The 26469-nt window shown below is 63.5% G+C and carries 27 protein-coding genes; 4 read left to right on the top strand and 23 right to left on the bottom strand.

What is annotated here, in order from left to right; translation table 11 throughout:
- Position 1: 1 nt before the first annotated feature.
- From HY699_15520 to HY699_15420, 21 genes are all read right to left on the bottom strand, one after another.
- A complete protein-coding gene (locus HY699_15520; protein MBI4517214.1) occupies positions 2–238 on the bottom strand; it encodes a DUF4926 domain-containing protein in 237 nt (78 codons plus the stop codon).
- 9 nt (positions 239–247) lie between these two features.
- Positions 248–586: a hypothetical protein gene (locus HY699_15515; protein ID MBI4517213.1), complete on the bottom strand. Its 339-nt coding sequence runs from the start codon at positions 584–586 to the stop codon at positions 248–250.
- A gap of 61 nt (positions 587–647) precedes the next feature.
- Positions 648–995 (bottom strand): ATP-binding protein, encoded by a 348-nt coding sequence (locus HY699_15510; protein ID MBI4517212.1) that lies wholly within the window; start codon positions 993–995, stop codon positions 648–650.
- 28 nt (positions 996–1023) lie between these two features.
- Positions 1024–1197: a hypothetical protein gene (locus tag HY699_15505; GenBank protein ID MBI4517211.1), complete on the bottom strand. Its 174-nt coding sequence runs from the start codon at positions 1195–1197 to the stop codon at positions 1024–1026.
- A 41-nt stretch (positions 1198–1238) separates the two neighbouring features.
- Positions 1239–1994: a hypothetical protein gene (locus HY699_15500; GenBank protein MBI4517210.1), complete on the bottom strand. Its 756-nt coding sequence runs from the start codon at positions 1992–1994 to the stop codon at positions 1239–1241.
- 219 nt (positions 1995–2213) lie between these two features.
- Positions 2214–2396 (bottom strand): hypothetical protein, encoded by a 183-nt coding sequence (locus HY699_15495; protein MBI4517209.1) that lies wholly within the window; start codon positions 2394–2396, stop codon positions 2214–2216.
- An 84-nt stretch (positions 2397–2480) separates the two neighbouring features.
- Positions 2481–2987 carry a DNA-processing protein DprA gene (locus tag HY699_15490; GenBank protein MBI4517208.1) on the bottom strand — a complete coding sequence of 169 codons (507 nt, stop codon included), beginning with the start codon at positions 2985–2987 and terminating at the stop codon, positions 2481–2483.
- Positions 2988–3098: 111 nt separating this feature from the next.
- Positions 3099–3317 carry a DUF2283 domain-containing protein gene (locus HY699_15485; GenBank protein MBI4517207.1) on the bottom strand — a complete coding sequence of 73 codons (219 nt, stop codon included), beginning with the start codon at positions 3315–3317 and terminating at the stop codon, positions 3099–3101.
- Positions 3314–3565 (bottom strand): DUF4258 domain-containing protein, encoded by a 252-nt coding sequence (locus HY699_15480; protein ID MBI4517206.1) that lies wholly within the window; start codon positions 3563–3565, stop codon positions 3314–3316. The genes HY699_15485 and HY699_15480 overlap by 4 nt, the downstream gene beginning before the upstream one ends.
- 67 nt (positions 3566–3632) lie before the next feature.
- The gene (locus HY699_15475) at positions 3633–3854 is read right to left on the bottom strand and encodes a hypothetical protein (protein MBI4517205.1); all 222 of its coding nucleotides are present in this window, start codon (positions 3852–3854) and stop codon (positions 3633–3635) included.
- Positions 3851–4423 (bottom strand): DNA-processing protein DprA, encoded by a 573-nt coding sequence (locus HY699_15470; GenBank protein MBI4517204.1) that lies wholly within the window; start codon positions 4421–4423, stop codon positions 3851–3853. Before HY699_15470 ends, HY699_15475 begins: the two co-directional genes overlap by 4 nt.
- Positions 4416–5603, bottom strand: coding sequence for a DUF1016 family protein (locus HY699_15465; protein MBI4517203.1), 1188 nt, complete (start codon positions 5601–5603; stop codon positions 4416–4418). Before HY699_15465 ends, HY699_15470 begins: the two co-directional genes overlap by 8 nt.
- On the bottom strand, positions 5603–5944 hold the full coding sequence (locus HY699_15460) for a hypothetical protein (GenBank protein MBI4517202.1): 342 nt from the start codon (positions 5942–5944) through the stop codon (positions 5603–5605). Before HY699_15460 ends, HY699_15465 begins: the two co-directional genes overlap by 1 nt.
- A gap of 2 nt (positions 5945–5946) precedes the next feature.
- Positions 5947–6954, bottom strand: coding sequence for an ATP-binding protein (locus tag HY699_15455; protein MBI4517201.1), 1008 nt, complete (start codon positions 6952–6954; stop codon positions 5947–5949).
- A 203-nt stretch (positions 6955–7157) separates the two neighbouring features.
- A complete protein-coding gene (locus tag HY699_15450; protein ID MBI4517200.1) occupies positions 7158–10247 on the bottom strand; it encodes a DEAD/DEAH box helicase in 3090 nt (1029 codons plus the stop codon).
- Between the two features lie 107 nt (positions 10248–10354).
- Positions 10355–11155: a hypothetical protein gene (locus tag HY699_15445; protein ID MBI4517199.1), complete on the bottom strand. Its 801-nt coding sequence runs from the start codon at positions 11153–11155 to the stop codon at positions 10355–10357.
- 90 nt (positions 11156–11245) lie between these two features.
- A complete protein-coding gene (locus tag HY699_15440; GenBank protein ID MBI4517198.1) occupies positions 11246–12535 on the bottom strand; it encodes a restriction endonuclease subunit S in 1290 nt (429 codons plus the stop codon).
- A complete protein-coding gene (locus HY699_15435) occupies positions 12532–14070 on the bottom strand; it encodes an N-6 DNA methylase (GenBank protein MBI4517197.1) in 1539 nt (512 codons plus the stop codon). The genes HY699_15440 and HY699_15435 overlap by 4 nt, the downstream gene beginning before the upstream one ends.
- Positions 14067–16727 (bottom strand): DEAD/DEAH box helicase family protein, encoded by a 2661-nt coding sequence (locus tag HY699_15430; GenBank protein ID MBI4517196.1) that lies wholly within the window; start codon positions 16725–16727, stop codon positions 14067–14069. Before HY699_15430 ends, HY699_15435 begins: the two co-directional genes overlap by 4 nt.
- Positions 16715–16891, bottom strand: coding sequence for a hypothetical protein (locus tag HY699_15425; protein ID MBI4517195.1), 177 nt, complete (start codon positions 16889–16891; stop codon positions 16715–16717). Before HY699_15425 ends, HY699_15430 begins: the two co-directional genes overlap by 13 nt.
- Before the next feature lie 183 nt (positions 16892–17074).
- Positions 17075–18958, bottom strand: coding sequence for an aldehyde ferredoxin oxidoreductase family protein (locus HY699_15420; protein MBI4517194.1), 1884 nt, complete (start codon positions 18956–18958; stop codon positions 17075–17077).
- Between the two features lie 116 nt (positions 18959–19074).
- Between HY699_15420 and HY699_15415 the strand changes: the two genes are divergently transcribed.
- Positions 19075–19554 (top strand): hypothetical protein, encoded by a 480-nt coding sequence (locus tag HY699_15415; GenBank protein MBI4517193.1) that lies wholly within the window; start codon positions 19075–19077, stop codon positions 19552–19554.
- Here the strand turns inward: HY699_15415 and HY699_15410 are convergent.
- Positions 19551–20960 (bottom strand): phenylacetate--CoA ligase family protein, encoded by a 1410-nt coding sequence (locus HY699_15410; protein MBI4517192.1) that lies wholly within the window; start codon positions 20958–20960, stop codon positions 19551–19553. The genes HY699_15415 and HY699_15410 overlap by 4 nt on opposite strands.
- Before the next feature lie 173 nt (positions 20961–21133).
- Between HY699_15410 and HY699_15405 the strand changes: the two genes are divergently transcribed.
- Positions 21134–21940, top strand: a complete 807-nt coding sequence (locus HY699_15405; protein MBI4517191.1) for an enoyl-CoA hydratase/isomerase family protein — start codon at positions 21134–21136, stop codon at positions 21938–21940.
- 60 nt (positions 21941–22000) lie between these two features.
- On the opposite strand, the gene HY699_15400 is transcribed toward HY699_15405, so the two are convergent.
- On the bottom strand, positions 22001–23227 hold the full coding sequence (locus HY699_15400) for an alcohol dehydrogenase catalytic domain-containing protein (GenBank protein ID MBI4517190.1): 1227 nt from the start codon (positions 23225–23227) through the stop codon (positions 22001–22003).
- A gap of 442 nt (positions 23228–23669) precedes the next feature.
- On the opposite strand from HY699_15400, the gene HY699_15395 reads away from it, so the two are divergent.
- Together HY699_15395 and HY699_15390 are read left to right on the top strand one after the other, a co-directional pair.
- Positions 23670–25592, top strand: coding sequence for a M1 family metallopeptidase (locus tag HY699_15395; GenBank protein ID MBI4517189.1), 1923 nt, complete (start codon positions 23670–23672; stop codon positions 25590–25592).
- Entirely contained in the window at positions 25592–26449 is an 858-nt protein-coding gene (locus tag HY699_15390; GenBank protein ID MBI4517188.1) for a hypothetical protein, read from the top strand. The genes HY699_15395 and HY699_15390 overlap by 1 nt, the downstream gene beginning before the upstream one ends.
- Positions 26450–26469 lie beyond the last annotated feature (20 nt).

The following is a 26469-nucleotide window of genomic DNA, read 5'->3' as shown; positions in this document are numbered from 1 at the left end:
TTCACGAGCTAGCTGCCGAGAATTCGCGAGCGTGGGTGATCTCCCGATGCGAGACCGGCCGAACTTGCGATGCCTCAAGGGTAACCACCGCCGCGGTGTGCCCGTCGAGGGCAACGAACTCCACCTCATATGCCTCGCCGTCCCTGTATACGTGCACCACGGTTCCAACGTCACCAGGTTCGAGCCCTTCGTTAGGGGCTGGGGTTGTGAGCACTACGCGTTCGTGTTCGCGAATCATGGCTCCCTCTCATTCTTCACGCGGATACGCCGTGATCAGTCGCGGCGCGTCAAGCCCTCGATCTACAATCCAAACAGTTCGCACAACTGACACCTTGCCGCTTGGGGTCTCAATACGACCGTCGAGAATATACTTCCGACCGTGCCTTGATTCCACAGCTTCGGTGACGTCGTCGCTCACGGCCAGCTTGCGAAAGGCGTCGGCCAGCGTCTGCCAGTCGCTGCCTTTGAAGCCCTGTGCTTGGAAGAAGGCGGCTTTGCCACCGTTATCGGGATGCGCAGGATTAAGCAGGTAGCCGGTGATCTTCTCGCGCTCGACCACCGCCAGATGCGCGTTGGGCAGCTTCATCCGGCCGCCCCATTTGCACCGCGGCCCGTGCGGTAGGGGATCTCGGCTGCGTCTGCAAGCATCACCCCGACCTCCACCGCGTCTTGCAGTAGTCGATCGCTTCCTTCGTCGTCAACAACCGCGTCGAATTGCCGTTGCGGAGGTAGAGGTGCTCGAACTGGCCCTCCTTGATGAACACCGGGCGCGGGCTGGGTTGGATGGCGACGAGGCAGAGGTCTTTGCCGTCGAGCGAGTGGAACGTGATTCCGAGCTGCGGGGTAAGGTCTTTGCCGACGTTGTTGAGCAACAGGTCATGGAGGAACAGCTCGTAGCCGTCGCGGCTCTTCTTGTGGACGGCCTGGTAATCGTACTGCAGGCCGATGACCGTGGCGTCGTCGTTGACGCCGATCAGAGGCGCGAATGCGCGCACAGGCGCTCACATCATCAGGGAGTCAGCGCTACTCGTCGTCCGGCTTGTTCGGCAGAATACGCACCGACACGTGGTCGCCGTCCCGGAAGACAACCGAGCGTTCGCGACGGTCGGGCTCGGAGATGAACTGCTTCAGGTCTCGGGCAGTTTGGTCGAGCCTGCGGTTGAGCTCCTCAACGGTGATCTTCGTGTCTCGCATCATGTGCCTCCTCCGGGGCGAAAAGACATAGCATAGGCAACACGCTAATGCCGCACCCCTTGGCTGCCCGACACAGATGGTGCGCCGAGCGCCGTCGATCGATCCAGGCGCGCCAGCAACAAGAGCAACGTCGACGAAAACGGACCGAGCAGAGCGGAGAACTGATCCAAAACCTCGGGGTCCGATCCCGCTCTCGTTCGCAGGATTCCCTCGCTGTTGCGATGAATGTTCAACACCGCCAGGGGTCGCGCGTCGCGCAGTTGCATCAGCGGAACCGCCACGAAGCTGCGCACTGACTGCTGGCTGCGGAAGTAGTCATCGACCTGCGTGCACACGGTCTCGCTGAAGTCGCCCTTCTCGCGGCACCATTGTCCCAGGGTGTGCGTGTCGGCGTAAATGTCCAACAGACGTTCAGAATATGCGCGCGGCGCTCCCGGCAGTACGCGGCTTCGCCGCCCATCGGGGCTACGTTTGACTCTGGGCACAGGCAGCGCCATCGGTTGCAGATCCTTATCGGGGCCGTAGTCTTCCGCTTGCGTGGTGGTCGAAAGCTCCACGCACAGATCCAGGACGCCTTCCAGGGCGGTCAGGTCGGTTTCGGGTTCGGCAAAGCGTAGGCGTTCGGTCAATGCCGTCCTTCCTGAGGGCAGCGATTCGCCAGGCCGAAACAGCATGATGTTGGCAGCGTACAACACGTCCCTGGCTCTGCCGTCGAAGTCATGCGCCAGCGCTGCAACCTCACTCAGTACGATTCGAATCGCGCGTTCAACGGATGCAGCAGGCAGCTCTTCGGCCGGCACGTTGAGGACATCTGTCAGCACGGCACTGCAATGCCAGTACAATCGCTGGAACGTGGAGAAAAACCCTTTGGGAGGGAGGGTGCTAATCAGCTTCACCAGCTCATCCGAACGACGCCCGAGGTTCTCCTCCGATTCTCGGCGAGCAGCGTCAATGGCTCCCTGGCGCAGAAAGAAGAACAGGGCGGTGAGGATCGCGGCGCCCCAGAAGAGAGCGGGCGGCTATGGAACCGTGCCACCAATCCATGAAAATGGGAACGCGCGCCCGATGTCTGCGCTGTAGACAGAGCCGAGCACCCCCGCCAATAATCCCAACAGCGTGACGCCGGCAGCGTATTCGGGACGGCGCGCCAGCTTGCGGTACCAACGCTCGCGAGAGCGCAGCGTTGGCGTTCCGGAATCCATAGAGGTCTCCTCTCACCCATTTCCGTTGCGGCTGTCAACGGGCGGTCGAGTCACATCCGGCAGCCGGCCTGAGCGCCACGGTTCTCATCCTACGACCGTTTGGTACGGGATGCCCCAGCGCGTGACGAGCTGCTTCAATTCATCAACCTGCCCTCCCGGGGCGACGTGCGCGAACACGACCTCGTCCGCCAGCGCCGCCACGAGGCGATTGCGGTCGGTGGCGAGGTCCTTGGTGACCCGTCGCGCCGCGGCGGGGAACTGCGACAAGATGAGCAACCGATTGTCCGCCAGCGGCTGCTTCCATTCGGCCGGCAGGCGCATGCCTTGCAATCCGCGAGCGAGGCAGACGATGACGGGTTGTCGACCGCGCAGGAGAATGCGCAGGCATTCTTTCTCCACCGGGGAATGGAAGCCGCTGATGACGCAACGGCCCTCGTCGCGCCAGCGTGCGGCCTGGTCGTAGGCGGCGAGGATGGTGTGACCCGGACTGCTCGCGGAGCAGAAGAGCGCTGTCTTCGGCAGGTCCAGCCCGTCGAGGTTGCCCACCAACCTCAGCTCCGCGGGCGCGTCTGCACCCAGGCGCTCTCGCAATCGATCTGGGTAGCTGGGAGCACCGGCCACAACGGTCAACGGGGTCATCCGTGGACAACGCCGTCGCCAAACACTCGGCGCAATGATGCACCGATGGTCCGGTGTGTGGCGTTACTGCGCCGCGGTCGCTCGCGCCGTCTCGAACACCAACTTGCCCGCATCCAGCCCGGGGGCGCGTTGGGAGAGGCGCAGAATCTCGACGCCCACGACCTGATTGTCGGCGTTGAAGTCCAACACCACACCTGGGGAGACCTCCTCGGATTCGACGATTGGCGAGTCGTCCAAGCGCAGGTACAGCGCATCGGCTTCCTGGTCCACGTGGAGTCTCATAGTTTGCCTCTCATGCTCCGGTCAAAGAATACGCTCACGACGCGGGCCGGTGCAACCGTGGAGTTCACCGCCACGCGCAACACCCGCCCACCGAACTCAGGGATCGGGCGATAGAGACGCTCGATCGAAGTATCGTCCGGATCGGGTCGGCGCAACACCGGATCGTTCAGTGTGCGTTCGAGCCAATCGAGCCGGATCTCCCTCTCCGCCAGCACCCTCTTCGCATGCGCCGTCAACGTGTAGGTCATTCGTCCTCGGCCTCCGCCTCGCCGCCCATGCGGTACTTGATGTCGTAGTTGATGCAGTGCCGCGTCATCACGCTGTCTTCCACCGCGTCCTGCAGTACTCGATCGCTTCCTTCGTCGTCAGCAACCGCGTCGAGTTGCCGGTGCGGATGTACAGGTGCTCGAACTGGCCTTCCTTGATGAACACCGGCCGCGGGCTGGGTTGGATGGTGACGCGGCAGAGGTCTTTGCCATCGAGGGAGTGGAAGGTGATGGCGAGTTGGGGGGTGAGGTCTTTGCCGACGGTGTTCATGACGGTAGCTCGGCTCCATCCGAGAGCACGCGCTGGGGAACTCGCCAGCTAACAATGAGCCACCTCAATTCATCCAGGTGGCCGCCCGGTGTGATATGGCCGAACACGACCTCATCGGCTAGAGCAGCCACGAGTCGATTGCGGTCCGTGGCCAGGCTCTTGGTCACCCGTCGTTCCGATGCGGGGAACGGCGACAGGACCAGCAATCGGTTGTCCGCCATCGCCGCTTTCCATTCGGCCGGCAGGCGCATACCCTCCACTCCGCGAGCGAGGCAGATGATGACGGGTTGCCGGCCGCGCAGGAGAATGCGCAGGCATTCTTTCTCCACCGGGGAATGGAAGCCGCTGATGACGCAGCGGCCCGCGTCGCGCCAGCGCGCGGCCTGGTCGTAGGCGGCGAGGATGATGTGGCCGGGGGTGCGCGCGGAGCAGAAGAGCGCTGTCTTGCGTTGGGCGAGATGTGCCAGGGAGCCGATTGCCGTGAGCGTTGCTGGTGCGTCTTCTCCAAGGCGGGTACACAAGATGTCCGGATAGAGATCCCCCCCTCGGGCAAGGCAATGTTTATCCACGGTCGTTCATCTCCCGGCGCTTTTCCTCCAGGAAACGCCTCAGGTCTTCCTTGCTCGGCAGTTCGAGCTGGTACTTGGAGACGAACAGGCCGCTGTCCATGCCGGCGAGCGCGTACTCCACCAGAGCATGGTCCTTCTGCGTGCAGAGCAGCAGGCCCACCGGCGGGTTGTCGTGTTCGGCCATCATGTGCCGCCGACACCAGGTGACGTAGGTGTTGAGCTGGCCAAGGTGTTCGTGGCGAAACTCGTCGACCTTCAGCTCGATGAGCACATGGCACTTGAGAACGCGGTGATAGAAGACGAGGTCCACAAAGCCGCGCGTCTTGCCGATGACGATGCTCTTCTGTCGCGCCTCGAAACAGAAGCCGTGGCCCAGTTCCAGGAGAAAGTCCTGCAGCTTGTCGAGCAGGGCATCCTCCAGGTCGGATTCGCTGACCGCCTCCTTTGGCCGAAGGCCGAGGAACTCGAAAACATAGGGGTCACGAATAGCGAGTTTCGGCTCGGCCTCTTCGGCGGCGCCGTGGGTCAGCGCCGCAAGGTCTTCCTTGTTGGTGGAGAGCCCCGAGCGCTCGAAGTACAGGGTCGCGATCTGGCGCTTGAGCGCCCGCACCGACCAGTTGCCGCGAATGCATTCCACCTCGTAGAAGGCGCGTTTGAGTGGGTCGTCGATGGCAATGAGTTCAGCCAGATGGGTGAACGAAAGCCGAGCGATGAGCAGGCGCCCATCAATCCCCAGTCGTCGGGATGTCTTTGATTTGGGAGTCGTCGGTTCCCGGAAAAGACCGCTTGTGCTGGATTTGGCAATCAGTGACCGCCAAATCGGTTCCGACAAGTGGCTGCCTGAGGACTTGGCAATCGCCGATTGCCAAATCTCGGGATAGACGAGGTAAAACTGGCGGTAGAGCCGGAGTGATCGGGCGGACATGTCCGCGTCCCTCCGGCGCAACGCCTCGGCCAACCGCTCCAGCAGACGGTCGCCGTACTCGGCGCGGTCAGCACCGCGCTGCTCGTACTCGCAGATGTGCCGCCCGATGAGCCAGTTACGCAGGGTGAGGCTCACATTCACCGCACGAGCAGCTGTGGCGGCGCTTCGCTCGTGCACCTGCCGGACCGCTTCGACCAGGGCGGTGAAGTTCAGGCCATGCTCGGATGTCTTCACCTTGGCGGGTTTTCGCGGCATCAGTCCGCCTCGCCGTCCAGGCGGTACCTGATGACGTAGTTGGCGAAAAGGTCGAACTCCTCGTCCGTGAAGCCGTAGTGCCGCACCATCATGCTATCTTCCACCGACTCTTGCAGTAGTCGATGGCTTCCTTCGTCGTCAGCAACCGCGTCGAGTTGCCGGTGCGGATGTAGAGCTGTTCGTTGTTGTTCCGCGTCTCGTAGGCCGTGGATCAGCTTGGTCCCGTGTGGTACGCGATCACGAGTTGGGACCTTGAGTGGCCTACCTTTGACCTCCCGAGCGTAGGTGTACTGTTTGGCGGCCGCTGTTCCCGGCGGAAAGAGATGCGGCAGGTTGGCCATGATCAGCCGACGCGCGAATCGTGAGCGCCCTCAGAGTGCTCCGAACCGCGACGTTCGCCGAGAACCGAGGCAAGCATCGCCGTGTTGATGCGCTTTGTCCCGCGAAGGATGCAGTCCTTGGCCGCGTTGTCACAGGCGCGGGCAATATCAGCGTGGCTCAGACCAGCCGCGGCTTTGCAAATGTGTGCCCAGTCGGGTCGTTTCACGAGAAGCCCCGCGAGCCGGTTGCGCACGAGATCGTCAACCTGGCGGTCTGCAGGTCGCCCGTAGCGGATGACGTCGTCAAAGCGCCGAAACAGCGCCTCATCGAGCATGCCGACGTAGTTGGTTGCGGCGATGATGATACTCTCGGAGTCATCTTGCTCCAGGAACTGGAGGAACGAATTGAGGACGCGCCGGATTTCGCCGACGTCATTCTTGGTGCCGCGATCGGCGCCGATGGCGTCGAACTCGTCGAAGAAATAGACGCCACGCGTCTGTCTCATCGCCTCGAACACCACGTGCAGCTTGGCCGCCGTCTCGCCCATGAACTTGGTGATCAGCCCGTGGAGCTGCACAGAGAAGAGCGGCAGTTTCAGCTCGCCGGCCAAGACAGATGCGGTCATCGTCTTGCCACAGCCAGGCGGTCCAATCAGCAAGAGCTTGCGACGAGCGGAGAGGCCATGTGCGCGCAGTTTGTCGCGTTGGCGGTACTCGCGCAGGACGCGTTCGACCTGCTCGCATGTCTTGTCGCTGAGGACCATCTCCGAAAGGCGGGGCTTTGGATAGGTCACTGCCAGGAGGCCCGCCAGTTCCCCCGTCGGCCTCGCGATCGGCACGGCTCCACCAATCCTGCCCGCCGCATCTCTTCGCTTGATGTCGTCGACGAGGTTCCGGAGCTCCTGTGCAAGCTTGCCCTTGCCGGTACGCGCCTCATGCGCGGCGATCTGGAGCGCAACGGAGACGAAGTGCTCGCTGTCGCCCTGCGAGTAGCTCTTCAAGAGGGCCTTCACCTGTTCCGCCGTTGCCATACTTACAACTCCCCGCTGAAGGTGTTGGATGAGCAGTTCGACGTCCCGGGCCTCCAGGCGGCACATCTCGTCGACCTCCCCGTTGACGGCATCGAGCGCGACGAAAGCACGCTGCTCGTCCACGCCGACCCGTTGGAAAGGGGATTCGCAGACATCGCCTGCTGCAACTCCACCCCGGTCATGCACGCGGCCCCTGGCTGGCGCTACCGGTCCAGACCGGCCAATATTCGCCACACTCGTCGGTAGTCGGCTCCGGATACTGCCGCAGCCTGCCGCCGCACGGCTTCCCACGTGGCCACAGGCTGCTGCTCCAGCCATATGCGCGCCCGTGGCAACCGCGGCCCCGTTCCTCCCGCAGTCTCCCTCGCAAATCGTTCACCTAGCGGTACCGCCACAGAGCGCGGTACGGAGAGAGATCGCATAAGCACGCCAGGAACCGTGTCCACGCCGTAATAGACCATTGCTGGTAGCGTTCGTACCTCCTCGACCTGCTCAGGAGAGAGCGTGGCCGTGTCGATGCTGGCGAGAGCTTGCGCCGCGCCGAGGCCCCATGCTGCGGGCTGGATCAGTCGCTGGAAGAGCCCACGACAGCATTCCGTTATGGCCGCAGTGATGTCACCACCATCCTGGAAGTGATCTTCGGCAATGTTCCGGATGGAACGCCCGAGCACCCACTTTGAAATCACAGTGGCGATCTCATTTCCCCCAGCTCCACCACCTGCCTCGAACTGTAACTCTCGAACCGGCAGGAGCGCCCCGATGATACCTTGAAGCTCGTTCACTGAGCCGGAGAAGAGTTTCCCCGGCACCCATGCTGTCGGGTCGCTGGGAATCTGCTCCTTGCGGGACAGCAGTTCCAAGATCGATTCTCCGGAGAAACCGGTGGTATCGACCAGCGACACGATGCCCGGCCCCATCTTCGCCAATGTCTCCGCGTAGGCTCGGGCAGAGTCGACCAATTGCTCTGCAACGACGGGTCGCGACTCGGCCAGACGGCGATAGCCGAGAGTGCCTCGAAGTAGCTTCTCTGTATCGGCGATGAACTTGCCATGGTCGGCCGCCAACCGATAGGCATGTGCCAGATACTGCACGAAGCTAGACCAGCGCCGATCGCTGCGGACGAGTGACGCAAGGTTGAGGTCCCATCCGCGCTGCAGAACCTCTTCAACCATCGCTTCAAGGGTCGAAGCGAGCTGTGTCACGTTCTGTCCGACGAATTCCCTGATCTCCTTGGCTTCCTCGTCCACAGAAGCGAAAACGATGAGCCCAAGAGTCTCTTGAAAGATTCGCCCAGCTCGCCCGGCGATGTTCCAGAACGCTGCCGGCGCCATGGCCTGGCGGCCGGCGTACGGTTGATACAGCTGATGCGTAGCGAGGACGACAGACGAAACCGGGAAGTTCACGCCTTGGGCGAGTGACGTCGTCGCCACAAGAACCCGAATCTCTCCCTCCTCGGCAAGCCATTCAATCAAGAACCGAACATCGGGAGGCAGCCCCGCATGGTGCACGGCGATGCCTTTCGATAGCAGAGCAGAAAGCTGAAAGTCGCTGCCCAATTCAGTGGCCAGGAATCGCTGAACCAGATCGATTCGATCCTTTGGAGGATCAACGTCGGGCATGTTCTTCGACAGCAGTTCCCCAATGCTCCAAGTGTCCCGGGGGGAGTACGCGAGCAAAATGACTGTGCCGCGCGACGACAGAGACTTCGCAATCGCAGCCGCTGTCGCGCTCTTTGATCGAGCCTTCGACACGGGGATATCAAGAGGCGATGGCGTCCCTGATAGAACCAGTTCTTCGTCCAGTTCTATACCCGGGCGGCTCGTGTGCAGCGTTCGTAGGCGAAGTTCCCAGCTGCGACGCTGGCCCGTTGCGTAGGCGTAGGCAACAGTGAAGTCGTTTGGCTGCCAATCAAGCGCGACGATCGCTTTTGAACGCTGCTCGTCTAGCCACGTTGCCAGTTCGCTAGCGTTCGGTACGAAGGGCGTCAGCAAGAGAAACTGGGCGTCGGGGCATTCTCGGTTCAGAGTGGAGAGAAGAAGTTCAGCACGCAATCCGCGCTCACCCTCGCCCAGGTTGTGGGCCTCATCAAGAACAACGAGACCAAGCGGTCGACCGCGTTGACGGCTCCGCACAAGCAGGTCCAGCTTCTCCGGTGTGGTCACGAGAACATCGACCTCGTCTGCCACAACCAGAAGCTCCTCCTCGAAGACGTCGATCTCGATGGCTGGAGTCGCACTCTCTACTTGGATACCCAGTGGCCCCAGGTCACGACGCAGGCGCAGCAATATCTGGTTCACGAGAGCACGTGTGGGCACGAGGTAGGCAACCCAGCACTTGGGGAAGCTGTTCCGGGCCTGAAGAATCCGAAACTCGGCGAGGAGCGTCTTGCCGCTCGACGTTGGTGTTTCGACAACTACCGCTCGGTTGGCAGGATCAAGGAGCCCTTCGTCGAGTAGCGCTCGACGTTGCGGCGGTAGCAGCTCCAGTAGAGGCCGGTCGTTTGCTTCTGCGGCGAGGTTCCGAACGTGCTGAGAGATCTGAGAATTGAAGGATCGGAGCAGCCACCAGACCGAGTTCTGCGCAACCTGGAGGCACGCAGCACGCACCCATCGGAGGAGGATCTCCAGTTCGAAGATCGCAGCGGCACCAGCAGCCCGAATCGAACGCGCGTAATGGAACTTCAGCTCATCGACTACACTTGTCGGCGTACCCTTCGCAGCATATGAGGCCAAGGTCTCCACGGCTTTCGCAAAGTGATAGAGAGAGACGAGTTCGAGGGCGGCTCGATCCACACAGTCGCCACTGTCCTTAAGATGGGACGATTCGAAAGTCGTCTGAAGGGTTCGGAGTTCTCCAATTGCCTTGGCCACCTGATGGAGATCCTGCCAGCCCTCCTTGCGAACGACTCGCAGGAAGGCGTCGGTGGCAAACTGGAACACCCGCGCGTCCCACGGCGCATCCGAATCAGGCTTCGGCCACGGATGCTCGTGCAACCAGCGACGCGCATCCGCAGATCGGTCTCCAAGAACAGCAAAAGACACGAGGCGCAGGAACGCTTTTAGGGCCTCATCTGTGTCGGGTGGAAGCGGAACCGCGCGGGCCAGATAAAATGCATCGCTCGCTGCCTCACGAAATAACGCGGCCCGGCGTCCCTTTGGATCATTGGCCCATTCGTCCAACAGCTCTAAAGCCGACAGCTCCGCTACGGCGAGAGCTCTCTCAATCAGAAGCGCATCCTCGTCTACTAGCGTTGCGAGTTGCGACGAATCGCCCGCGGCAACTTGATCCAGCACGGAGCGCAGCAACCACGCCCGCGATGCTCCGAGGGCTTGCCGATATCGCTCCGTTCCGAATGCCTCTCGGAGCGTTGAACTGGCCAGGGCCTCAGTAGGCGGTGGCATTACGGAGCGTCCTCTGTGCCAGTGATGGCCTCCGGCCACTCCTTGATGGCCAGCGCAAAATAGAAGGCGAGCACTGCTAGCTCAAAGGTCGTAGCGCACGCATCGAGTGCCGACTTGACGGTTTCCAAGTCTCTTTCGGTCGGCGACGTATCTCGCAGTAGCACGCCGATCACAACGGCGTTACTGGGGTCCCCGAGATAAGCGCGAAGCGCTGCATTGAATGCTCCCTGCCAACTTTGGTTGCGAGCTCGCACCGAGAGCCAGGCCACCAGTGTCTGCCGACGCCGCTCAGACGTGACAATCCGCAGGAGCTGACTCCGGAGACCGTCGTCTCGATGGGTCACCACACTCGGTGGCGCGTCCACATCCGACGAGGTCTTCACTTCGCCGAACAGCAGCCGCGGGGCTCGGTTCGGCGCGTGTAGGCCAACCAAGTCTGGACCCTGCAGGCTCGCTGATTCAGTGCGCTTGTCCCACGCTGGTGGCCACGGAAAGTACGCTTCTTCGTGATCCTCCAGGAGGGTTTCAGCCAGCGCCTCACCGATTTCCCAGGGGCGCGGTGGGCTCTGCTGAGCTGCCGCTGCGATGCCACCTACATCGAAGCCAGTGGCTCGAAGCTCATCAACGTAGCTTTCAATCTGCCGCTCGCTGGAAGCGATGCGCAGTCGCTCCCGGACGCGGCGTTGAAGATATCGGCGGGTCTCATGCGTCGACTCGGTCCTCCGGCCCAGCATTCGTGCCGGCCCAACCGGTGCACGGTACGCCTCTATAAGACGAACCTGAGGTGTTGCCCCTGTCATTCGCCTGTCCTCATTGGCCCCTCCTCGTACCACATGGCGAGGCTTGGGTCTTCCCGGAGATGCGAAGATGTATTCGATCGTTTGCCGTAATCACAGCTCTCCCCGGAACGCCCGCTCCAGGATCGCCTGCTCCACCTGATCGAGCAACTCCGCGTCATGAGCTTGCAGTCGGCACATTTCGTTGACCTCGGTTTGGACCGTGTCGAGCTGCGCCACGATTGCTCGCTGCAACTCGACGCAGACGTACGGGAACGGCAGCTCACAGACATCGCCTTGCGTGATCTTCTTCATCGTAGAACTCGCGCCGCTGGCGTGCGCGGCGACGTATTCGCGCGCCTCCCTGCTGCGCAACCAGTAGACGACGAACTGTGCGTCTGCCGCATCAGTTCTGACGCGCATACGCACGAGCAGGTCTGGGTAGATGCAGGGATGCGGCTCCCCGCCGTAGATGGCCGCGTGGCCCACCAAATCCGGGGTGTTACTCCGTGAGATTAGGATGTCGCCGGGGTTCAGCCAGTAGTGAGCTTTGCGGTCGACCTTGATGTTCGTGTACTTGATCGCCCCTGGGTTGAAGCGAAAGCCTAGCACGGCACCGAGCTTTAGCACGGGCGCGCCGGCCGGATCATTGTCGCATTGCGGCGACCAACCATTTCGTGGCTTTCCGTCGAGCACCTCAATCAGTGCCTGCCTGCCCGGCCCCAACTGGGACATTGCTTCCTCCACCGCAGCATCCATGACCCGGTCGGTGTCGCTGCGGATGTCCTCGGCGAGGGCACGGGCTTCCTTCATCTCGGCCAGCAGCGCCTCAATCCGCGCCACGATGCGGCGCTGGACGTCCAGGGATCGTTCTGGCTCTTGCGGAAACGGAATCGGGAGACGGACTCGTTCGAGTTCGCCCTTGGTGATGTGTCCCAGGCCCACTCCGCCGTGCGCGCGTCGGATCATCTCATCAAGCCTCACGTTCACGGCGTGGACGAGATACAATGGTTCGCTTCGTTCATGGTCGAGGTCCGCTCGATAGATGTGCTGGTTCAGGAGTGCCCTGCCGCGGTTCCACAGGAACGCGCCGAACGACGTGCCCGGCGTTCCGGACCAGGAGATGAGGACGTCGCGATCGTTGACGAGGTGTTTCGGGCTCGGCTCCCCATTGAAGTAGTTGAAGGGCTTCGAAGGATCGTTCAGGTTCTGAATCCGAACAATAGGGAGCCCCACATCCGACCACTCGCTCGGCTTGAAGGCCCGCCCGTTAACCAGGTGGCAGAGGTCTCCAAGCGGAATCCACTCCCAACCCCACGGTAGTTCCCAGGGCGCGCCGCGCGCCTCTCGATCAGCCGCCGGTGGAACTGCGGCCACACTCGCTGCGCCGTTTCCCAAGGTCATGGCCCCTCAACTGCCTCTTGTTCACCGTTACTCAACATCGCATGCAGGTTTTCGAGAATCGCATGCAGTTCACGGTTCCGTTCGAGAAGGCTCGCGGTGAGTTCCGCTGGGTGCGGGAGCTTGGCGCCTTCGGGGCGGTTCGGGTTCTTGGCCGACAGGTCATAGCCGCGCTGCGCCAGAGCCTCGGCAGTTTCGATCCAGGCACTCTCGGTAGGCTTTGGTCTGCGCCCGTTGCCGCGACGGTAGGCATCCCAACACCGCCACACCTCGCCTGCTTCGGCGAAGTGTTCATCGGCGATCGGACTGCCCTTGCTGAACTTCTTCAGGCCTTCCGGAATGGATAGCTCGTAGTAGAGCGTCTCTTTCGTCGGGCCGGGACGTTCGAAGAAGAGCAGACCGGTCTTCACGTCGGAGTATGGCGCGAACGTGCCCGGCGGAAGGCTGACGACGGTGTGGAGGTTGAAGTCCTTGAGCAGGTCCGCCTTTACCGTGGCGAACGTGCCGCCGCGGAAGAGCGTTCCCTCTGGGACGACCATGCCGCAACGCGCGCCGTCACGCGGCTTCAGCTTCTTCATGACGTGCTCGATGAACAGCAGCTCAGTCGCGTTCGACTTCACCGGGAAGTTCTGCTGGATCTGCGCGTTCTCGGTGCCGCCGAACGGCGGGTTGGTCAGCACAACGTCGAAACGCTCGGACACGCTCCGGATGTTTTCTTCCAAAGTGTTCCGCCGCCGGATGTCGGGGGTCATCACGCCGTGCAAAACCATGTTCATCAGGCCGAGCAGCGCTGGCACCGACTTCTTCTCGTGGCCGACGAACGTCTCGCGCTGCAGGCGCCCGTGGTCGCGACGGCTCTTCTCCTGACCCTTCATGTGTTCGTACGCCTGTACAAGAAAGCCGCAGGAGCCAGCTGCGGGATCGTACACCGTTTCGCCCAGCTGTGGGGCTACCACGTCGACGACGAACCGAATCACCGGTCGCGGCGTATAGAACTCGCCGGCGAGCTTGTTCTCGTTGCCGAGCTTCTGGAGCAGCCCTTCGTACACGTGCGAGACGGTGTGGATGTCGTCCTGGTTCGTGAAGTCGATGCCGTCGACGATCTCCAACACGTCCTTCAGATTGTACGGCGACGCGCACACGATGACGTTGCGGTCGGAGAAGATACCCTTGATCACCTCGCGCTCGGGCGAGCCAGACAAGCTCTGCAGGTGCGGCAGGAGGTCGCCGTGGACGAACCGGAGCAGGTCTTCCGCCGTCCACTTCGGCGACTTTCGCTTGCCGGTCTTCTCGTCCTTCTCGCCCAACGCCGAGCTGACCCAGTTCGACCAGCGGTACGGCCCCGAGAGGATGCGCGTGTACTTGCGCCGAGCGATGCCGGCCTCTGCCTCGAAGATCGTCTCCTGCTCATCGAGGAATCTCAGGAAGAGCACCCACGAGAGGTGCTCGAGGTACTCCATGACGCCGCCGCAGTTGTTGTCGCGCCGCATGATGTCGCAGGCGCGCCAGATGTCGTTCGCCAGTTGCTCGCGGCTCATGCCGTTTCCTTTCTATACAAGCGCTGCTGCATCTCAGTCAGCGTCTGCCGCAATGACTCCGCGCCACCGAAGCGCTCGATGACACCGGGTGCCTGCCCCATTTCACGGAACGGCGACAAACGGAAGACATCGGGGCTGGTGATCTCCGTCACCCCGCTGAGACGGTATTTGTCGAGCAATGCCAAGACGACCTCGCGCGCCTTCGCATCATAGGTGTTGAGAAAGTGCTGTTCGTAGTTCACGAACCCTTCCGCGCGCTCGTCACGCGTGCGGATCGGTCTGTCGAAGGCGATGTGCGCCAAGAGGTCGAATTGATCGGCTCGCGGTTGGTTCAGCACTTCCGCCAGCACTTCAGCGTGGACGCTCTCAGCTTCGAGGTCGAAGAGAAAGGCTTCGCGTTTCGCCGGATCGGTCCACACCTCGTGCAGCCTAGCCCAATCAGGCACGTGCCCGACGACCTTCTGTCGTGTGTAGTCGAGGTACTGCCAGAGCGTGAGCTGCTGTCCGGTGCTCTCGATCATGAACGTCGCTTCGTCGGCAATGGTCACGGTGAGATTCTGCACTCGGATCTTCTCCACCGGACCAGTTTGCGTCTTGAGCTCGATGGTGACTGTCTGCACGCTGCCCGCCTCGGTCTCGACCGATACCTGCCGCGGCCGATAGTCAGCACCGCTGACTGAGATACGAATCGTCCCCGCGGGGAGCTGCGTGAAGTGGAAGCAGCCCTCGCCGTCGGTGCGAAACGGCCCCTGTTGTTCGTTGGGGCCAATCAGTGCACTGACCGACGCCCCGACGATCAATGCACCGGAGTCTGCATCCACCACTGTGCCTTCAATCTTAGCCGTGCGCGCGCCGCTCACTTCCGGTGGTTGCTCGCCGGGCGGCCGATCCCATTTATCGAAGAGACGTGTCGCGCCGACGTAATCGATGATGCGGAACCATTCCTTCCCGGTGCTCGGGTCCACCCGGGAACCGCGGCCGATGATCTGCTTGAAGAGAAGCGGTGACGAGATGGTCTTCATGAAGACGATGTTCCGGCAAGCGGGAACGTCGACGCCCGTGGACAGCAGTTCCGCCGTGGTTGCCACCACCGGGCTCTTCTTGTCGCTGTCCTGGAAGTGCTCCAGCCAGGTGAGCGCGTCACCCTCTTCCGACACGATCGGCACAGCGTACTGCGGGTCGCCCAGATCTGCGAAGGCGTTCTGCAGCAGGCGCGACACGAGCCGTGCATGTTCGATGTCGACGCAAAAGACCATCATCTTCTCGCGCGGGCCGAACCGGCGCAAGAGACCAGCGAGGTGGTTCACCATCACCTCGGTGCGGTCGGGCAGCGAGATCTCGCGCTCGAATTGTGGTGTGAGGTACACGTCGCGTAGCTCCGCACCCTCCGGCACATAGATCTCGGCGCCCTGAGTCTGGGCGTCCTGTACGTGCAAGCCGGTCTTGTCCACGGTCGTTCGGACCTTGTGAACCTTGTACGTGGCGAGGAACCCATCGTCGATGCCTTGGCCAAGGCTGTACTGGTAGGCGGGTGGGTTCCAGGTTCCCTTCGACGGGTCGTCAGGATCGATCGGCACCTCGGGCTCTTCGCGGCAGAAGTAGTCGTAGGTGTCAATGCTCTCGGAGCGTTTCGGCGTCGCGGTCATGCCGAGCTGAGCTGCGTCGCTGAAGTGCTGCAGGATGTTGTTCCACTTGCCGAACCCGGAACGGTGGCACTCATCAATGATGATCAGGCCGAAGAAATCCTTCGCAATGCTCTTGAAGAGCGGCTCCGCGCCGTCGCCCGAGTCGAGCGCCTGGTACAAGGCGAAATAAAGGTCACGGTTGCGGTTCCACTTCCCGCCTCGAATGATGGAGCGTGGATCGGACTGGTCGTCTACGAAGGGTGCGAAGTTGTTGTAGGCCTGATCGCGCAGCACGATTCGGTCAGCTAAGAACAAGATCGGCTTTCTGAGCCAGCCCGACTTCTTCAATTTCCAGACAACCTGAAACGCGGTGAAGGTCTTACCCGTTCCAGTCGCCATCGTGAGCAAGATGCGCCGTTGACCGGCTACCACCCGCTTGAGCACGCGTTCGACGGCAACCTCCTGGAAGTAGCGCAGCTCTTTGCCGCAGACGGATTGCGGACACGGTGGCTGAAGAACCGGATCTCTCGGTGGTGGACCGCCAAATCCCCCGGTGCGCTCCTGCTCCTCGGCCGCCCTATCAAGGGTGGCGTCGAGCCTGGAATGTCCGGTCTGCGCCTGCCAGCGACTCAGGAGGTCCTCTGGACCAGGGAACACTGCCAGTTCCCGGCTACGATTCAGGAAGAAGTCGAACTCTACGAAGCCGTGCCCGTTGCTGCAGTAGGCGAACGGGAGCCCGAGCGTCATCGCGTAGCCCTTGGCTTGCTCAAGGCCAGCATCGACGCTGTGCGACTCGTCCTTGGCTTCAAGAACCGCGATCGCCAGCGCGTTGTGAATGCGGAACAGGTAGTCGGCACGTCGCGGCGACCGACGACGAGACTCCTCGCCAACAAGGTAGATCCGACCTGCCGTGAAGGCCTTTCCCTTCACAACGAAGTGCTCGCGTTCAATCTGACTCTCGCCCCAGCCAGCCGCTTTGATCTTTGGGTCGATCAGCTTTGCGCGAGTATCGGCCTCGTTCAGCAATGGCATCGCTCGGCCCACTTGTCGGGTTCACCCCGTGCGCAACGCTCGATCTGCTCCCAGCCGCGCAGGTTGAAGTAGCCGACGCAGAAGTCGGCGCGGTCAGATACTTCGATCGTCTCGCGCAGGGCCGGGAGCAGTGACTGGTCGATGTTGTCGAAGATTCGCGGCATCTGCGGTCTCCTGAGCACCTCCCCAAAGATGGGCTGTCCGTCACTGCATAGCTCAGGATAGTGCGAAAGATCAAAACGGCGGGGGACAGGACGGCCGAGGGCGCGCGCGGCCAAGCTGCACGACCCGCCCCCGCAATCCGTCCAATCCGTTGTAGTCTTGTCCGTCTCCGTCTTCTCGTCCCCTCACACCCTCACCTGCAACCGCTCCAGGGTCCGCTTGGTCGGTACGCCGGCGGCGTCCCAGCCGCGGTTCTTGTAGTAGCGCGGCAGCAGTTGCGCGAGCGGATGGCCGGACTGCATGTGCTTGAAGATCGGCTCGTGGAGCATGCGCGCGGGCAGGGTGTCGTCTTGGGCGCTCTTGCCTTCGCGCAGGTTGTACATGCGTTCGAGGTTGAAGATGCGGGCGCCGATCTCTTGCAGATGCCCGGAGGAGAAGGTCTGGCCGGTGATGTAAGTGAGCCACTTCTCGAACCACAGCATCGGCCGCCCCTTGATGCCCATCACCGTGCGGAACACCGGCCCGCTGTTCTCGAACACGGTGGTGATGGCTTTGTGAAGCAATGAGTTGGGGTTCAAAGCGTGCGCGGCTTTGGGCACGATGCCGTAGGTGGTGAACATGCACAGCACCATGGAGTTGATGGCGCAGGCCAGGTTCTGCTGGATGACCGGCAGCTCGGCCTTGAGCTTCAAGTTCTGCGGGTTGATCGTTAGTGGGCCGGTGGACTCCATGTACATGCTGGCACCCTGAATGTGACAGCCGCCGCGGTTGCTGGTGGCGTATTCGACCCCTTGCGCAAACGAGCCGCGCGGGTCGTAGGCCGACAGCTCCAGCCCCTTGACGTGCATGGCGAACTCGCTGCCGCCGTACTGCTCGCTCATGCGCTTGACGCCGCCGGCAAGGTCATTGCCCAGCCCGCGCCGATGACCGATGTCCTTGATCATCTCGCTCACGCCGCTGGGGTCGCCGAAACGCAAGCCGGCTTCCAGTAGGCCACGCTCCTGGAGTTCCATGGTGAAACTCAGCGTGGCGCCGAGGCTGATGGTGTCCATGCCGAGATCGTCGGCGAGGTAGCTCCACTCCGAGACCTGCTTCAGATCCGCGATCTCCAGGTTGGTGCCCATCAACCCGATGGTTTCGTACTCCGGGCCTTTGACCCGGCCGACGCCCTCGACCATGACATCGCGACCGCAGGTCACCGGGCAGTGAATGCAGCTCGACTTGACGCCGACCAGCTCGTGCTCCTCCATGTACTCGCCGGAGAGGCTGATGGCGTCTTTGAAATGGCCGTACTTGAAGTTGTGCGTGGGGATGATGTTGCGGGCATTGGTGGTGTTGACGATGCCGGCGGTGCCAAACCGTTTGAGATTCTCGCCCAGCATCGGGTGCTCGCGGAACAGCTCGCGGACCCACTTGGTGTAGGCTTTGAACTTCTCCGGGTCATCCATCTCGAGCTTGCGCGTGCCGTTGACGGAGATGGCCTTGAGCCGTTTCGAGCCCATCACCGCACCGACACCGGTGCGCCCCGCGATCCGCTCCTCGGAGACGATGCCGGCGTAGAGGACCTTGTTCTCGCCCGCCGGTCCGATCACCGCGTGGTGCTGCTTCTTGCCCAACGCCGCCTGCGTCGCGTAGGTGCCTTTGCCCCAAAGGCCGGCAGCATCGATGAAACTGACCGTGTCACGGTCGCCGTCGATTTCGAGACGCACGGGCTTCGCCGACTGGCGCGTGAGCACGAGGACGTCGATGCCGGCGCGTTTGAGGCCGTACGCAAACGAGCCGCCGCAGGCGGCGTTGCCGATGCCGCCGGTGAGCGGGCTCTTGCACACCACCGTGAAGCGGTTGGATTGCGGCGCCACCGAGCCGTTGAGCGGGCCGGTGGCGAAGATCAGCGGGTTTTCCGGCCCCAGCGGATCGATGCCCGGCGCCGTCATGTCGTAGAGCAAACGGGTGCCATAACCCTTGCCGCCGATATAGAGCCGAGCAATGTCCTCATCGAGCGGCTTGAAGGCGAAGCGCTGATTTGCCAGATCGACTTCGAGGACGCGACCCGCGTATCCCTTGATCATCGCATTCTCCCCACGGCTGTGGTTCTACCCACTTCGGCGCGCCAATCAACTCGCGCCGCGCCCGCTTTCTGCCATAGTTGACTCCGTTGTGCCGTCCCAGTAATGGCTGAGCCCGTATGAGCTGGCGAGAGGCTTTGGCGAGAATGGTGATCGGGGATCGGCGCGTGATGGTGCGCGAGGCACTGCCGGAGCTGCAGCAGGCGCACGCGGGACTCGTGCAGCGGGCCGAGCAACTGCGCCGGCACGCGCAGTTGGGACCCAATCAGCTCAGCTGCATCGAGCTTGCTCGCCTGGCGGACGAGGAGGAAGCCGAGGCCCAGCGCGTGGCGCAAGCGGTGGTCGCCCTCGGGGGCGCGGCCAGTGCCTCACCGGCCCAGACCCCGGCTGCGGGCTCGCTCAATCACTGGGGCCGTCTGGTGCAGGACCTCGAAGGCCACCGCGCGGCGGCCAAGCGGCTGCGCGAAGACGCCTTCCATTTCGCCGAGACCTTGCCCGAGGCCGCGGCGTTGTTCGAGCAGCTCTGCCACGCCGAAGACCGACACGCCTTGCGCCTGCGCGACCTGATCGCCCGCACTGATCCGCACGCGCTCAATTAGCTCGGGCTGCGCCCGGGGCGGGGGCGGCAGCGAGAGATCACCGACCGGAACTTGCCGCTAGCTTCGCGCGGAATCGCGCTGGTCAGCTTAACCTCGATCGGCAGCTCGCCGACGAGGAAGCGCACTTCACGCCGCACGCGCTCGGACATCGCTTCGAGGTAGTCCACGCCGGGCACCAGCTGCACCGAGATGCGGCCGTCCTCTTCCTGTACGATCTGGCTCTCGCGCACCCCTTCGAGATTGGCGAGCGCGATATCGGCGGCAGGCACGCGCGCGCCCGAGGCCGCCATCAGCAAGTCGCAATCGCGCCCGACGATTTCCTCCACCACCGGAAACGCCCGGGCGCAGTCGCAGCGGGCTCCGGCCTTGACTCGCACGTGGTCGCCGGTGCGGTAGCGCAACAGCGGCATCGCGCGATTAAGCAGCCCGGTGGCGACGATTTCGCGCAACTCGCCCGAGTGATCACCCGCCACCGGCAGTAGCTCCACGATGCCGTACTCCGGGATGATGTGGTAGCTGCCGCGCTCACACTGTTGAATGGCGACCACGCCTTCGGTGAGTCCGTAGTGGTCGAAGACCTGTGCGCCGAACGCGCGCGCGAGCAGTTCCCGGCGGCTGCGCGACAGATTCTCCGACGAGGTGAACACGAACGGGATGCGACACTCCAGGCCCTGCTCGTGCATCAGTGTCGCCAGCGTTCCCGCCGTCGATGGCCAGCCCACCAGCGCCAGTGGGCGAAATCGGCGGATGGCCGCGACATAGGCCGCCACGGTATCGGGGGAGAGATGGAATGACGACGTCCGCAGCTCGCGCAAGGCCAGGTTCCAACGGTACGGCCGCCGCGGGTGCTCGCCCACCACCACGACGTCCTCGCGCAGCTTCACGCGCCGCGCCGCCAACGGGCAGTTGGCCCAGAGCCATTGCCGCGCCAGAAAAGCCTCCTCGGCCGCTTCGAACTCGGGGGTGAAATAGATTTGCAGCGGCGTGCCGGTGGTGCCGCTGGTGCGGGCGCTCAGCAGCAGCCGCCGATCCAGCCGCGCGTCGACGAATTGGTCGCCCGCCCGGCGCACGCTCTCTTTTTCCAGCAACGGCAGCAACGCCAAGTCCGCCGGCGTGCGCAGCGCGCGCGGATCGAGCCCGCGCTCGGCAAACAGGCGGCGGTAATAGGGCGCGTGCGCCGCGGCCTCCAGCATGGCGGCCAGCGCGAGCGCCTGCCCGCCGGCAAGCCCGGCGGCATCGAAGTGCTCACTCTCTGTAAGTGCGGCGAGCCGCCGGCGAAAGGCGGCGCCATGAAGCCGGCGCGCCTTGGCGACGAAGTAGGCGGACAGCAGCCCGTCCTGCACCATTGCCGGTACCCAAGGGTACAGCCGCTTGGTCGCGTCGCGTATCATGCTCAGGCGAGACAACGCACTCCCCCTTGCTATCGGTGGCTTGACCGACAGCGCTGAGCTACCTCAACCAACTACCGCCGAATCATAGGCGAGAGCCGGGCTGATGGGCAAACGCCGCTGCGCGTCGCCCCTTGCGGACACCGGTGCCGGTGATACACCGTAGCGCCGGCAGCGGAGAGGAGCACCGAATGGCATACGAGACCATCATCGTTGAAAAGCGCGGGCGCGTCGGTTGGCTGATCTTCAACCGCCCGCAAGCGTTGAACGCCATGAACGCCAAGTTAATGGACGAGACGGCTCAGGCCTGGATCGAACTCGACAGCGACCCCGCCGTGCGGGTCATCGTCAACAGCGGCACGGGGCGCGGGTTCAACACCGGCGTCGACGTCAAGGAGATCGCCGCCGACCCGCGCGGAATGAAGCGCGCCACCGACAAGTTGAAGAATTTCGACTTGCGCCTGACCTCCTGGCACTGCGGCGTGCAGAAGCCGGTGATCTGTGCGGTCAACGGCATCTGCGCCGGCGGGGGACTGCACTACGTCGCGGATGCCGATATCGTCATCGCCGCCAGCAACGCCACCTTCATGGATCCGCACACCTCGGTGGGCCAGGTGGTCGCGTACGAGGCCATCGGACTCGCCCGGCGGATGCCGTTCGAGGCCGTCATGCGCATGGCCATGACCGGTAAGTACGAGCGCATGAGCGCCCAGCGTGCCTACGAGCTGGGGATGATCAGCCAGATCGTCGACCCACCGGAGCGGCTTTTTGACGAGGCGCAGAGCTTGGCGGAGAAGATCGCCAAGAACTCGCCCACCGCCCTGATCGCCTCAAAGCGCGCACTCTGGGGCGCGCTCGAAGCCGGCTTGACCGAGGCCATGAAAGCCGGCGGCCGCCACCTGATGGGCATGTGGGATCATCCCGATCAGCTCGAAGGCCCCCGTGCCTTCGCCGAGAAACGCGAGCCCAATTGGGTCGAACCGAAGATCGAGCATTGAGCGCGATGATCAAGCGGCCGGCCGGCTTCGGCCTCCGGCGGAGCTTGCAGACCTGACGGATCAGTACTCGAACAGCACCTTCACTGCGCGCGCTCGGCCTTGGTCCCAGCAGGTCATGAAGGCTTCGCGGTAGTCCTCGAGGCGGTAGCGGTGTGTCAGAACCGGCGTCACATCTAACTGCTTGTTCTGAATGAAGTCGAAGTACCACTGCATCGCGTGCTGGCGCCGGCCGTCGTAGTCTTCGAGGGCGAAGGCGTTCGAGCCGATGATGGCCAGCTCCTTGAAATACAGCGGCGTCCACTCGAAACGTTGCGGAATCTCGACGCCGGTGACCACCAGACGCCCGCGCGGGCGGGTGACGCGGACGCCGACTTCGAGGGCTTCAGCCGAGGCTACCGAGTCATAGACGACGTCGACGCCGCCGTTGAGCATGGGTAGCCCGTGCCACGGCGGCTGGCTCTCGGCGCCGGTGAACTGGCTGACGGCCTGGATGACGCCGGCGGTCGGCCGCCACATGATGACGCGCTCGGCGCCGAAGCGGCGGGCGAGCTCCGCTTGGTGGTCGTAGCGCGCCACCGCGCAAAGCCGGACGCTGGGATAAAGCGCCCGCAGAATCGCAATCGACAACAGCCCCAAGGTGCCGCAGCCGTAGATCAAGGCCGTGCCGCCGGCCACCGGCGGGTGATGCAGGACCGCGTGCAGTGAGACCGAGAAGGGGTCGGCCAGAACCGCCTGCTCGTCGCTAATGCCGTCGGGAATCGGCAGGCACTGCGATTCGTGCGCCGGCACCAGCGGCGCGAAGCCGCCGGTGGCATGGCGGCTGTTGCCGGTGTGAATACCGGGAGCAATCACGCCCCGAGTGAAATTCTCACACTGGGCGTACTCACCTTGCGCGCACCAGCCACACACCGGCGAGACGCCGCGCGGCGCACACGACAACCAAGGATTGAGCACCACGCGCTCGCCCACCCGGCGGGCCGTCACCGCCGGCCCCACTGCCTCGATGGTGCCGACGACCTCGTGGCCCAGCACCTGCGGGAATGAGATCAGCGCGGTCATGGGATTGTCGAGTGCGCCTTTCAGGAACACCTGCTTGTAGTCGCTGCCGCACAAGCCGCACAGGCGAGCGCGGATGGTAACCCAGTCGGGCGCCGGCAACACCGGATCGGCAATCTCGGTCAGCGCCAGCGGCGCCAGCGGCCCGACGTAGGCCCGGGGCGTCAGCGCGGCCAGCAGCCGCGTCGCCGCCAGCCGTGGCAGGCTGTAATAGACCACCAGCGCGCGCATGCCGCGCGCTATAGCAGGCGGCCGGGGTCAGAGGCCAGCGCTCGGAGGCCCGCCCCAGTGCCCGGGTGTGCGACAAATCTGTGGGTAACGTGCAGCCGACCGGGCAAATCCTCACCAGTCTGACAGTACTGTGTACTGTCAGGCCGAGGCCCATGGCGGAAAGGGACGCAATTTGTCATGGCCGAAAGGGACGCAATTTGTCATTCCCGCGAAAGCGGGAATCCACGGCACCGGCTCGCTACGACCCGCCAGCGCTGGCCAGGATGTAAACGCAGAACTGCTTGTCCATAGCGCCAAACTGGATTCCCGCTTTCGCGGGAATGACGGCCCGCTTTCGCGGGAATGACGGCCATAACGCCGAACCACGTTACCCACAGATTTGTCGCGCACCCCTTTGCGGGGGTGGCGGGGCAGCCGCCTAGTCGTATATAACCGCCACTCGGTGGGGCTGACGAGACAGATTGCGGCGGCGGTGCTGTGGCTTGCTGCCGCCGCGACGGCAGCGGAGCCGCTGGCGCCGCGAATCGCCAACTACGAAATCGACGCGCGCCTCGACGTGGCGCAACATACCGTCACCGCCCGCCAGGTGCTGACCTGGCACAACACCAGCACCGAAAACGCGGTTGACCTCTACTTCCACCTCTACCTCAATGCTTTCGCCAACAATCGCTCCACTTTCATGCGGGCGGCGGGTGCCGAGCTGCGGCGCTGGCAGCGGCGCAAGCCCGAGGGCTGGGGTTACCAGGAGATCACGCGGCTGGCGGTCGACGGTGCCGACCGCACCGCTGCCATCGAGTACGTCCATCCCGACGACGACAACACCGACGATCGCACGGTAATCCGTGTCCCGCTGGAGTCGGCGGTTGCCGCCGGTGCGGTGGCGCGCATCGAGATCGACTTCACTGCCAAGCTTCCCAAAGTCTTTGCCCGTACGGGTTACGCCGGGCCGTTCCATTTCGTCGCACAGTGGTTTCCCAAGCTCGGCGTTTACGAAAACGGGACGTGGAACTGCCATCAGTACCACGCGACCACCGAGTTCTTCTCCGACTTCGGCGTCTACGATGTCCGCCTGACGGTTCCGCGCGACAGCGTTGTCGGCGCCACCGGCGTGATCGAAGACGAGCGCGACAACGGCGACGGCAGCAAGACGCTGCGCCTACATGCCGAGGACGTGCACGATTTCGCCTGGGCGGTCGATCCGCGCTTTGTCGAAATCGCCGATCGGTTCGATGACGTGGCGTTGCGGTTGTTGTTGCAACCGCAGCACGCGGCCCAGGCCGGCCGCCACCTCGAGGCGGTCAAAGCCGCGATGGTGCGCTTGCGCGACTGGCTCGGTCCCTACCCCTACCCGCAGTTGACCATCGTCGATCCCGGCCATGGCGGCGGCGCCGCCGGCGGCATGGAGTACCCGACGTTGATCACCGTCGGAACCACCTGGTGGATGCCGGCGACGCTGCGACTGCCGGAGGTGATCGCCATCCACGAGTTCGGCCACCAGTACTGGTACGGCATGGTAGCGAACAACGAGTTCGAGTCGGCTTGGTTGGACGAAGGCATCAACGCTTACTTCGAGACCAAGGTGATGGACGAGCACTACGGTCATCCCGGCAGCTACGCCGACTGGCTCGGGCTGGCGCTCGATGGGGTGTCGGTTAACCGCTGGAGCTACCTGGCCGCCCCGCAGCATGATCCGCTGGCACGTGCGGCGTGGCAATTCCTCGATCGGCGCAGCTACACCGGCGTAAGCTACGCCAAGACGGCGCTGGTCCTGACCACGCTGGAGCGCTACCTCGGCCCCGAGCGCATGCGGGCGGCGCTGCGGCTGTATTTCGAGCGCTGGCGCTTTCGCCATCCGACCGCGCGCGATTTCACCGACGCGCTCAACGAAGCCGCCGGCGAAGACCTCGACTGGTACTTTGAGCAGACGCTCTACGGCACCGGCGTGCTCGACTATGCGGTCACTCGGGTCGATACCGACGAGTTGGCCGACTTCGCCGGCGTACGGGTGCCGCCGGCAGCGGAAGCGCAAGACCCACCGGCGGTGAAGGAACGGCGCTACCGCAACGAAGTAGTGGTGGAACGTCTCGGCAGCGTCCGCATGCCCGTCGATATCACCGTTGGTTTCGAGGACGGGACGGAGACCGCGGAGCGCTGGGACGGACACGACCGCTGGCGCCGCTTCGAGTACCTCGGGCCGCAACGGGTCGAATATGCGTTCATTGACCGCTACGGCAAGCTGCCACTGGATGTGAACCTAATCAACAACTCGCGCATGCGCGCCACCGGGACTCGCGGTGTGATTCGCTTGGCCGGGCGCTGGGGCTTTTGGTTTCAAAACCTGCTGCACTTGCTGACGGGGCTGTGATGGGGCGGGTGCTGGTAGTGGGCTTGGCCGGCGCCGTGCGCCGGTGGCCGGTGGTGCTCTTGCTGTGGGCGGTCGGTGCGCTCTTCGGCTTGGCCTTCAGCATCGCCGCCGGGCACTGGCTCGATCAGGCGCTTGAGGCATCGCTGGCGACGCGCACGCTGTTGCAGGATCTCAGCCTCAACCTTCTGATCGAGCTGTGGCACTATCACCGCGAGTCGTTGACGCTGCTGTTGGCGGTGGGCGCGGTCTTGGGGCTGACTCAGCTCGCGGTCACCATTGCGCTCAACGCCGGCGTCGCCGGCACGGCGCAGGATGCGCGGGCGGCGGTCACCTGGGCTGAGTTCTGGAAACGGGCCTTCGGGCTGTATCCGGTGTTTGCCCGTTTGTGGCTGCTGGCGACGGCTGCTGAGCTGCTGGTGTTGGGCGGCCTGGCGTCGGCCACCTGGCTGGGGGTGCGCTGGTTGGCAGAAAGCCCCGACGAAATGGCGCGCTACTACCTCATCGCCGCCGCCACAGTGGTCGGCGGCCCACTCTTGCTCCTGCTGGTGACGATTCACGATCACGCGCGGCTGTACGCCGCGCGCAAGGGCGGGGGGGCGCTGCAGGCCATGGGCTGGGCCGGGTGGTTCGTGGTCCGGGGCGACGCCCGCGCCTTCTTGCTCGCGCTCGTGCTGGTGGCGCTGGGCGGGGCCGGCTACCTGCTGTACCGCTCGGTGGTGATGTTCGTGCCGGCCACCTCCGCCTTCGGGGTCACCGTGTCTTTGCTGTGGGGGCAGGTGCTGCTCCAGAGCCGCGCGCTGTTGCGGGTGACGGCGTTCGTGGCCGAGAGCGAATTGCAAGCGGAGCTGCTGGAGTAACTGCCCCAGCGCGCGGATTC

It is taken from the genome of Deltaproteobacteria bacterium (assembly GCA_016210005.1).
In the GTDB taxonomy this organism is placed as follows: Bacteria; Desulfobacterota; Binatia; order HRBIN30; family JACQVA1; genus JACQVA1.
The sequence above is the reverse complement of the archived record's forward strand: the minus strand, read 5'-3'. Positions and strand labels throughout refer to the sequence as shown.

Coding starts and splice junctions, on each gene's coding strand:
- HY699_15520 (MBI4517214.1), bottom strand. CDS start 238: ATGATTCGCGAACACGAACGCGTAGTGCTCACAACCCCAGCCCCTAAC.
- HY699_15515 (MBI4517213.1), bottom strand. CDS start 586: ATGAAGCTGCCCAACGCGCATCTGGCGGTGGTCGAGCGCGAGAAGATC.
- HY699_15505 (MBI4517211.1), bottom strand. CDS start 1,197: ATGATGCGAGACACGAAGATCACCGTTGAGGAGCTCAACCGCAGGCTC.
- HY699_15495 (MBI4517209.1), bottom strand. CDS start 2,396: ATGGATTCCGGAACGCCAACGCTGCGCTCTCGCGAGCGTTGGTACCGC.
- HY699_15485 (MBI4517207.1), bottom strand. CDS start 3,317: ATGAGACTCCACGTGGACCAGGAAGCCGATGCGCTGTACCTGCGCTTG.
- HY699_15480 (MBI4517206.1), bottom strand. CDS start 3,565: ATGACCTACACGTTGACGGCGCATGCGAAGAGGGTGCTGGCGGAGAGG.
- HY699_15475 (MBI4517205.1), bottom strand. CDS start 3,854: ATGAACACCGTCGGCAAAGACCTCACCCCCCAACTCGCCATCACCTTC.
- HY699_15465 (MBI4517203.1), bottom strand. CDS start 5,603: ATGCCGCGAAAACCCGCCAAGGTGAAGACATCCGAGCATGGCCTGAAC.
- HY699_15460 (MBI4517202.1), bottom strand. CDS start 5,944: ATGGCCAACCTGCCGCATCTCTTTCCGCCGGGAACAGCGGCCGCCAAA.
- HY699_15455 (MBI4517201.1), bottom strand. CDS start 6,954: ATGGCAACGGCGGAACAGGTGAAGGCCCTCTTGAAGAGCTACTCGCAG.
- HY699_15445 (MBI4517199.1), bottom strand. CDS start 11,155: ATGACAGGGGCAACACCTCAGGTTCGTCTTATAGAGGCGTACCGTGCA.
- HY699_15440 (MBI4517198.1), bottom strand. CDS start 12,535: ATGACCTTGGGAAACGGCGCAGCGAGTGTGGCCGCAGTTCCACCGGCG.
- HY699_15435 (MBI4517197.1), bottom strand. CDS start 14,070: ATGAGCCGCGAGCAACTGGCGAACGACATCTGGCGCGCCTGCGACATC.
- HY699_15430 (MBI4517196.1), bottom strand. CDS start 16,727: ATGCCATTGCTGAACGAGGCCGATACTCGCGCAAAGCTGATCGACCCA.
- HY699_15425 (MBI4517195.1), bottom strand. CDS start 16,891: ATGCCGCGAATCTTCGACAACATCGACCAGTCACTGCTCCCGGCCCTG.
- HY699_15420 (MBI4517194.1), bottom strand. CDS start 18,958: ATGATCAAGGGATACGCGGGTCGCGTCCTCGAAGTCGATCTGGCAAAT.
- HY699_15415 (MBI4517193.1), top strand. CDS start 19,075: ATGAGCTGGCGAGAGGCTTTGGCGAGAATGGTGATCGGGGATCGGCGC.
- HY699_15405 (MBI4517191.1), top strand. CDS start 21,134: ATGGCATACGAGACCATCATCGTTGAAAAGCGCGGGCGCGTCGGTTGG.
- HY699_15400 (MBI4517190.1), bottom strand. CDS start 23,227: ATGCGCGCGCTGGTGGTCTATTACAGCCTGCCACGGCTGGCGGCGACG.
- HY699_15390 (MBI4517188.1), top strand. CDS start 25,592: ATGGGGCGGGTGCTGGTAGTGGGCTTGGCCGGCGCCGTGCGCCGGTGG.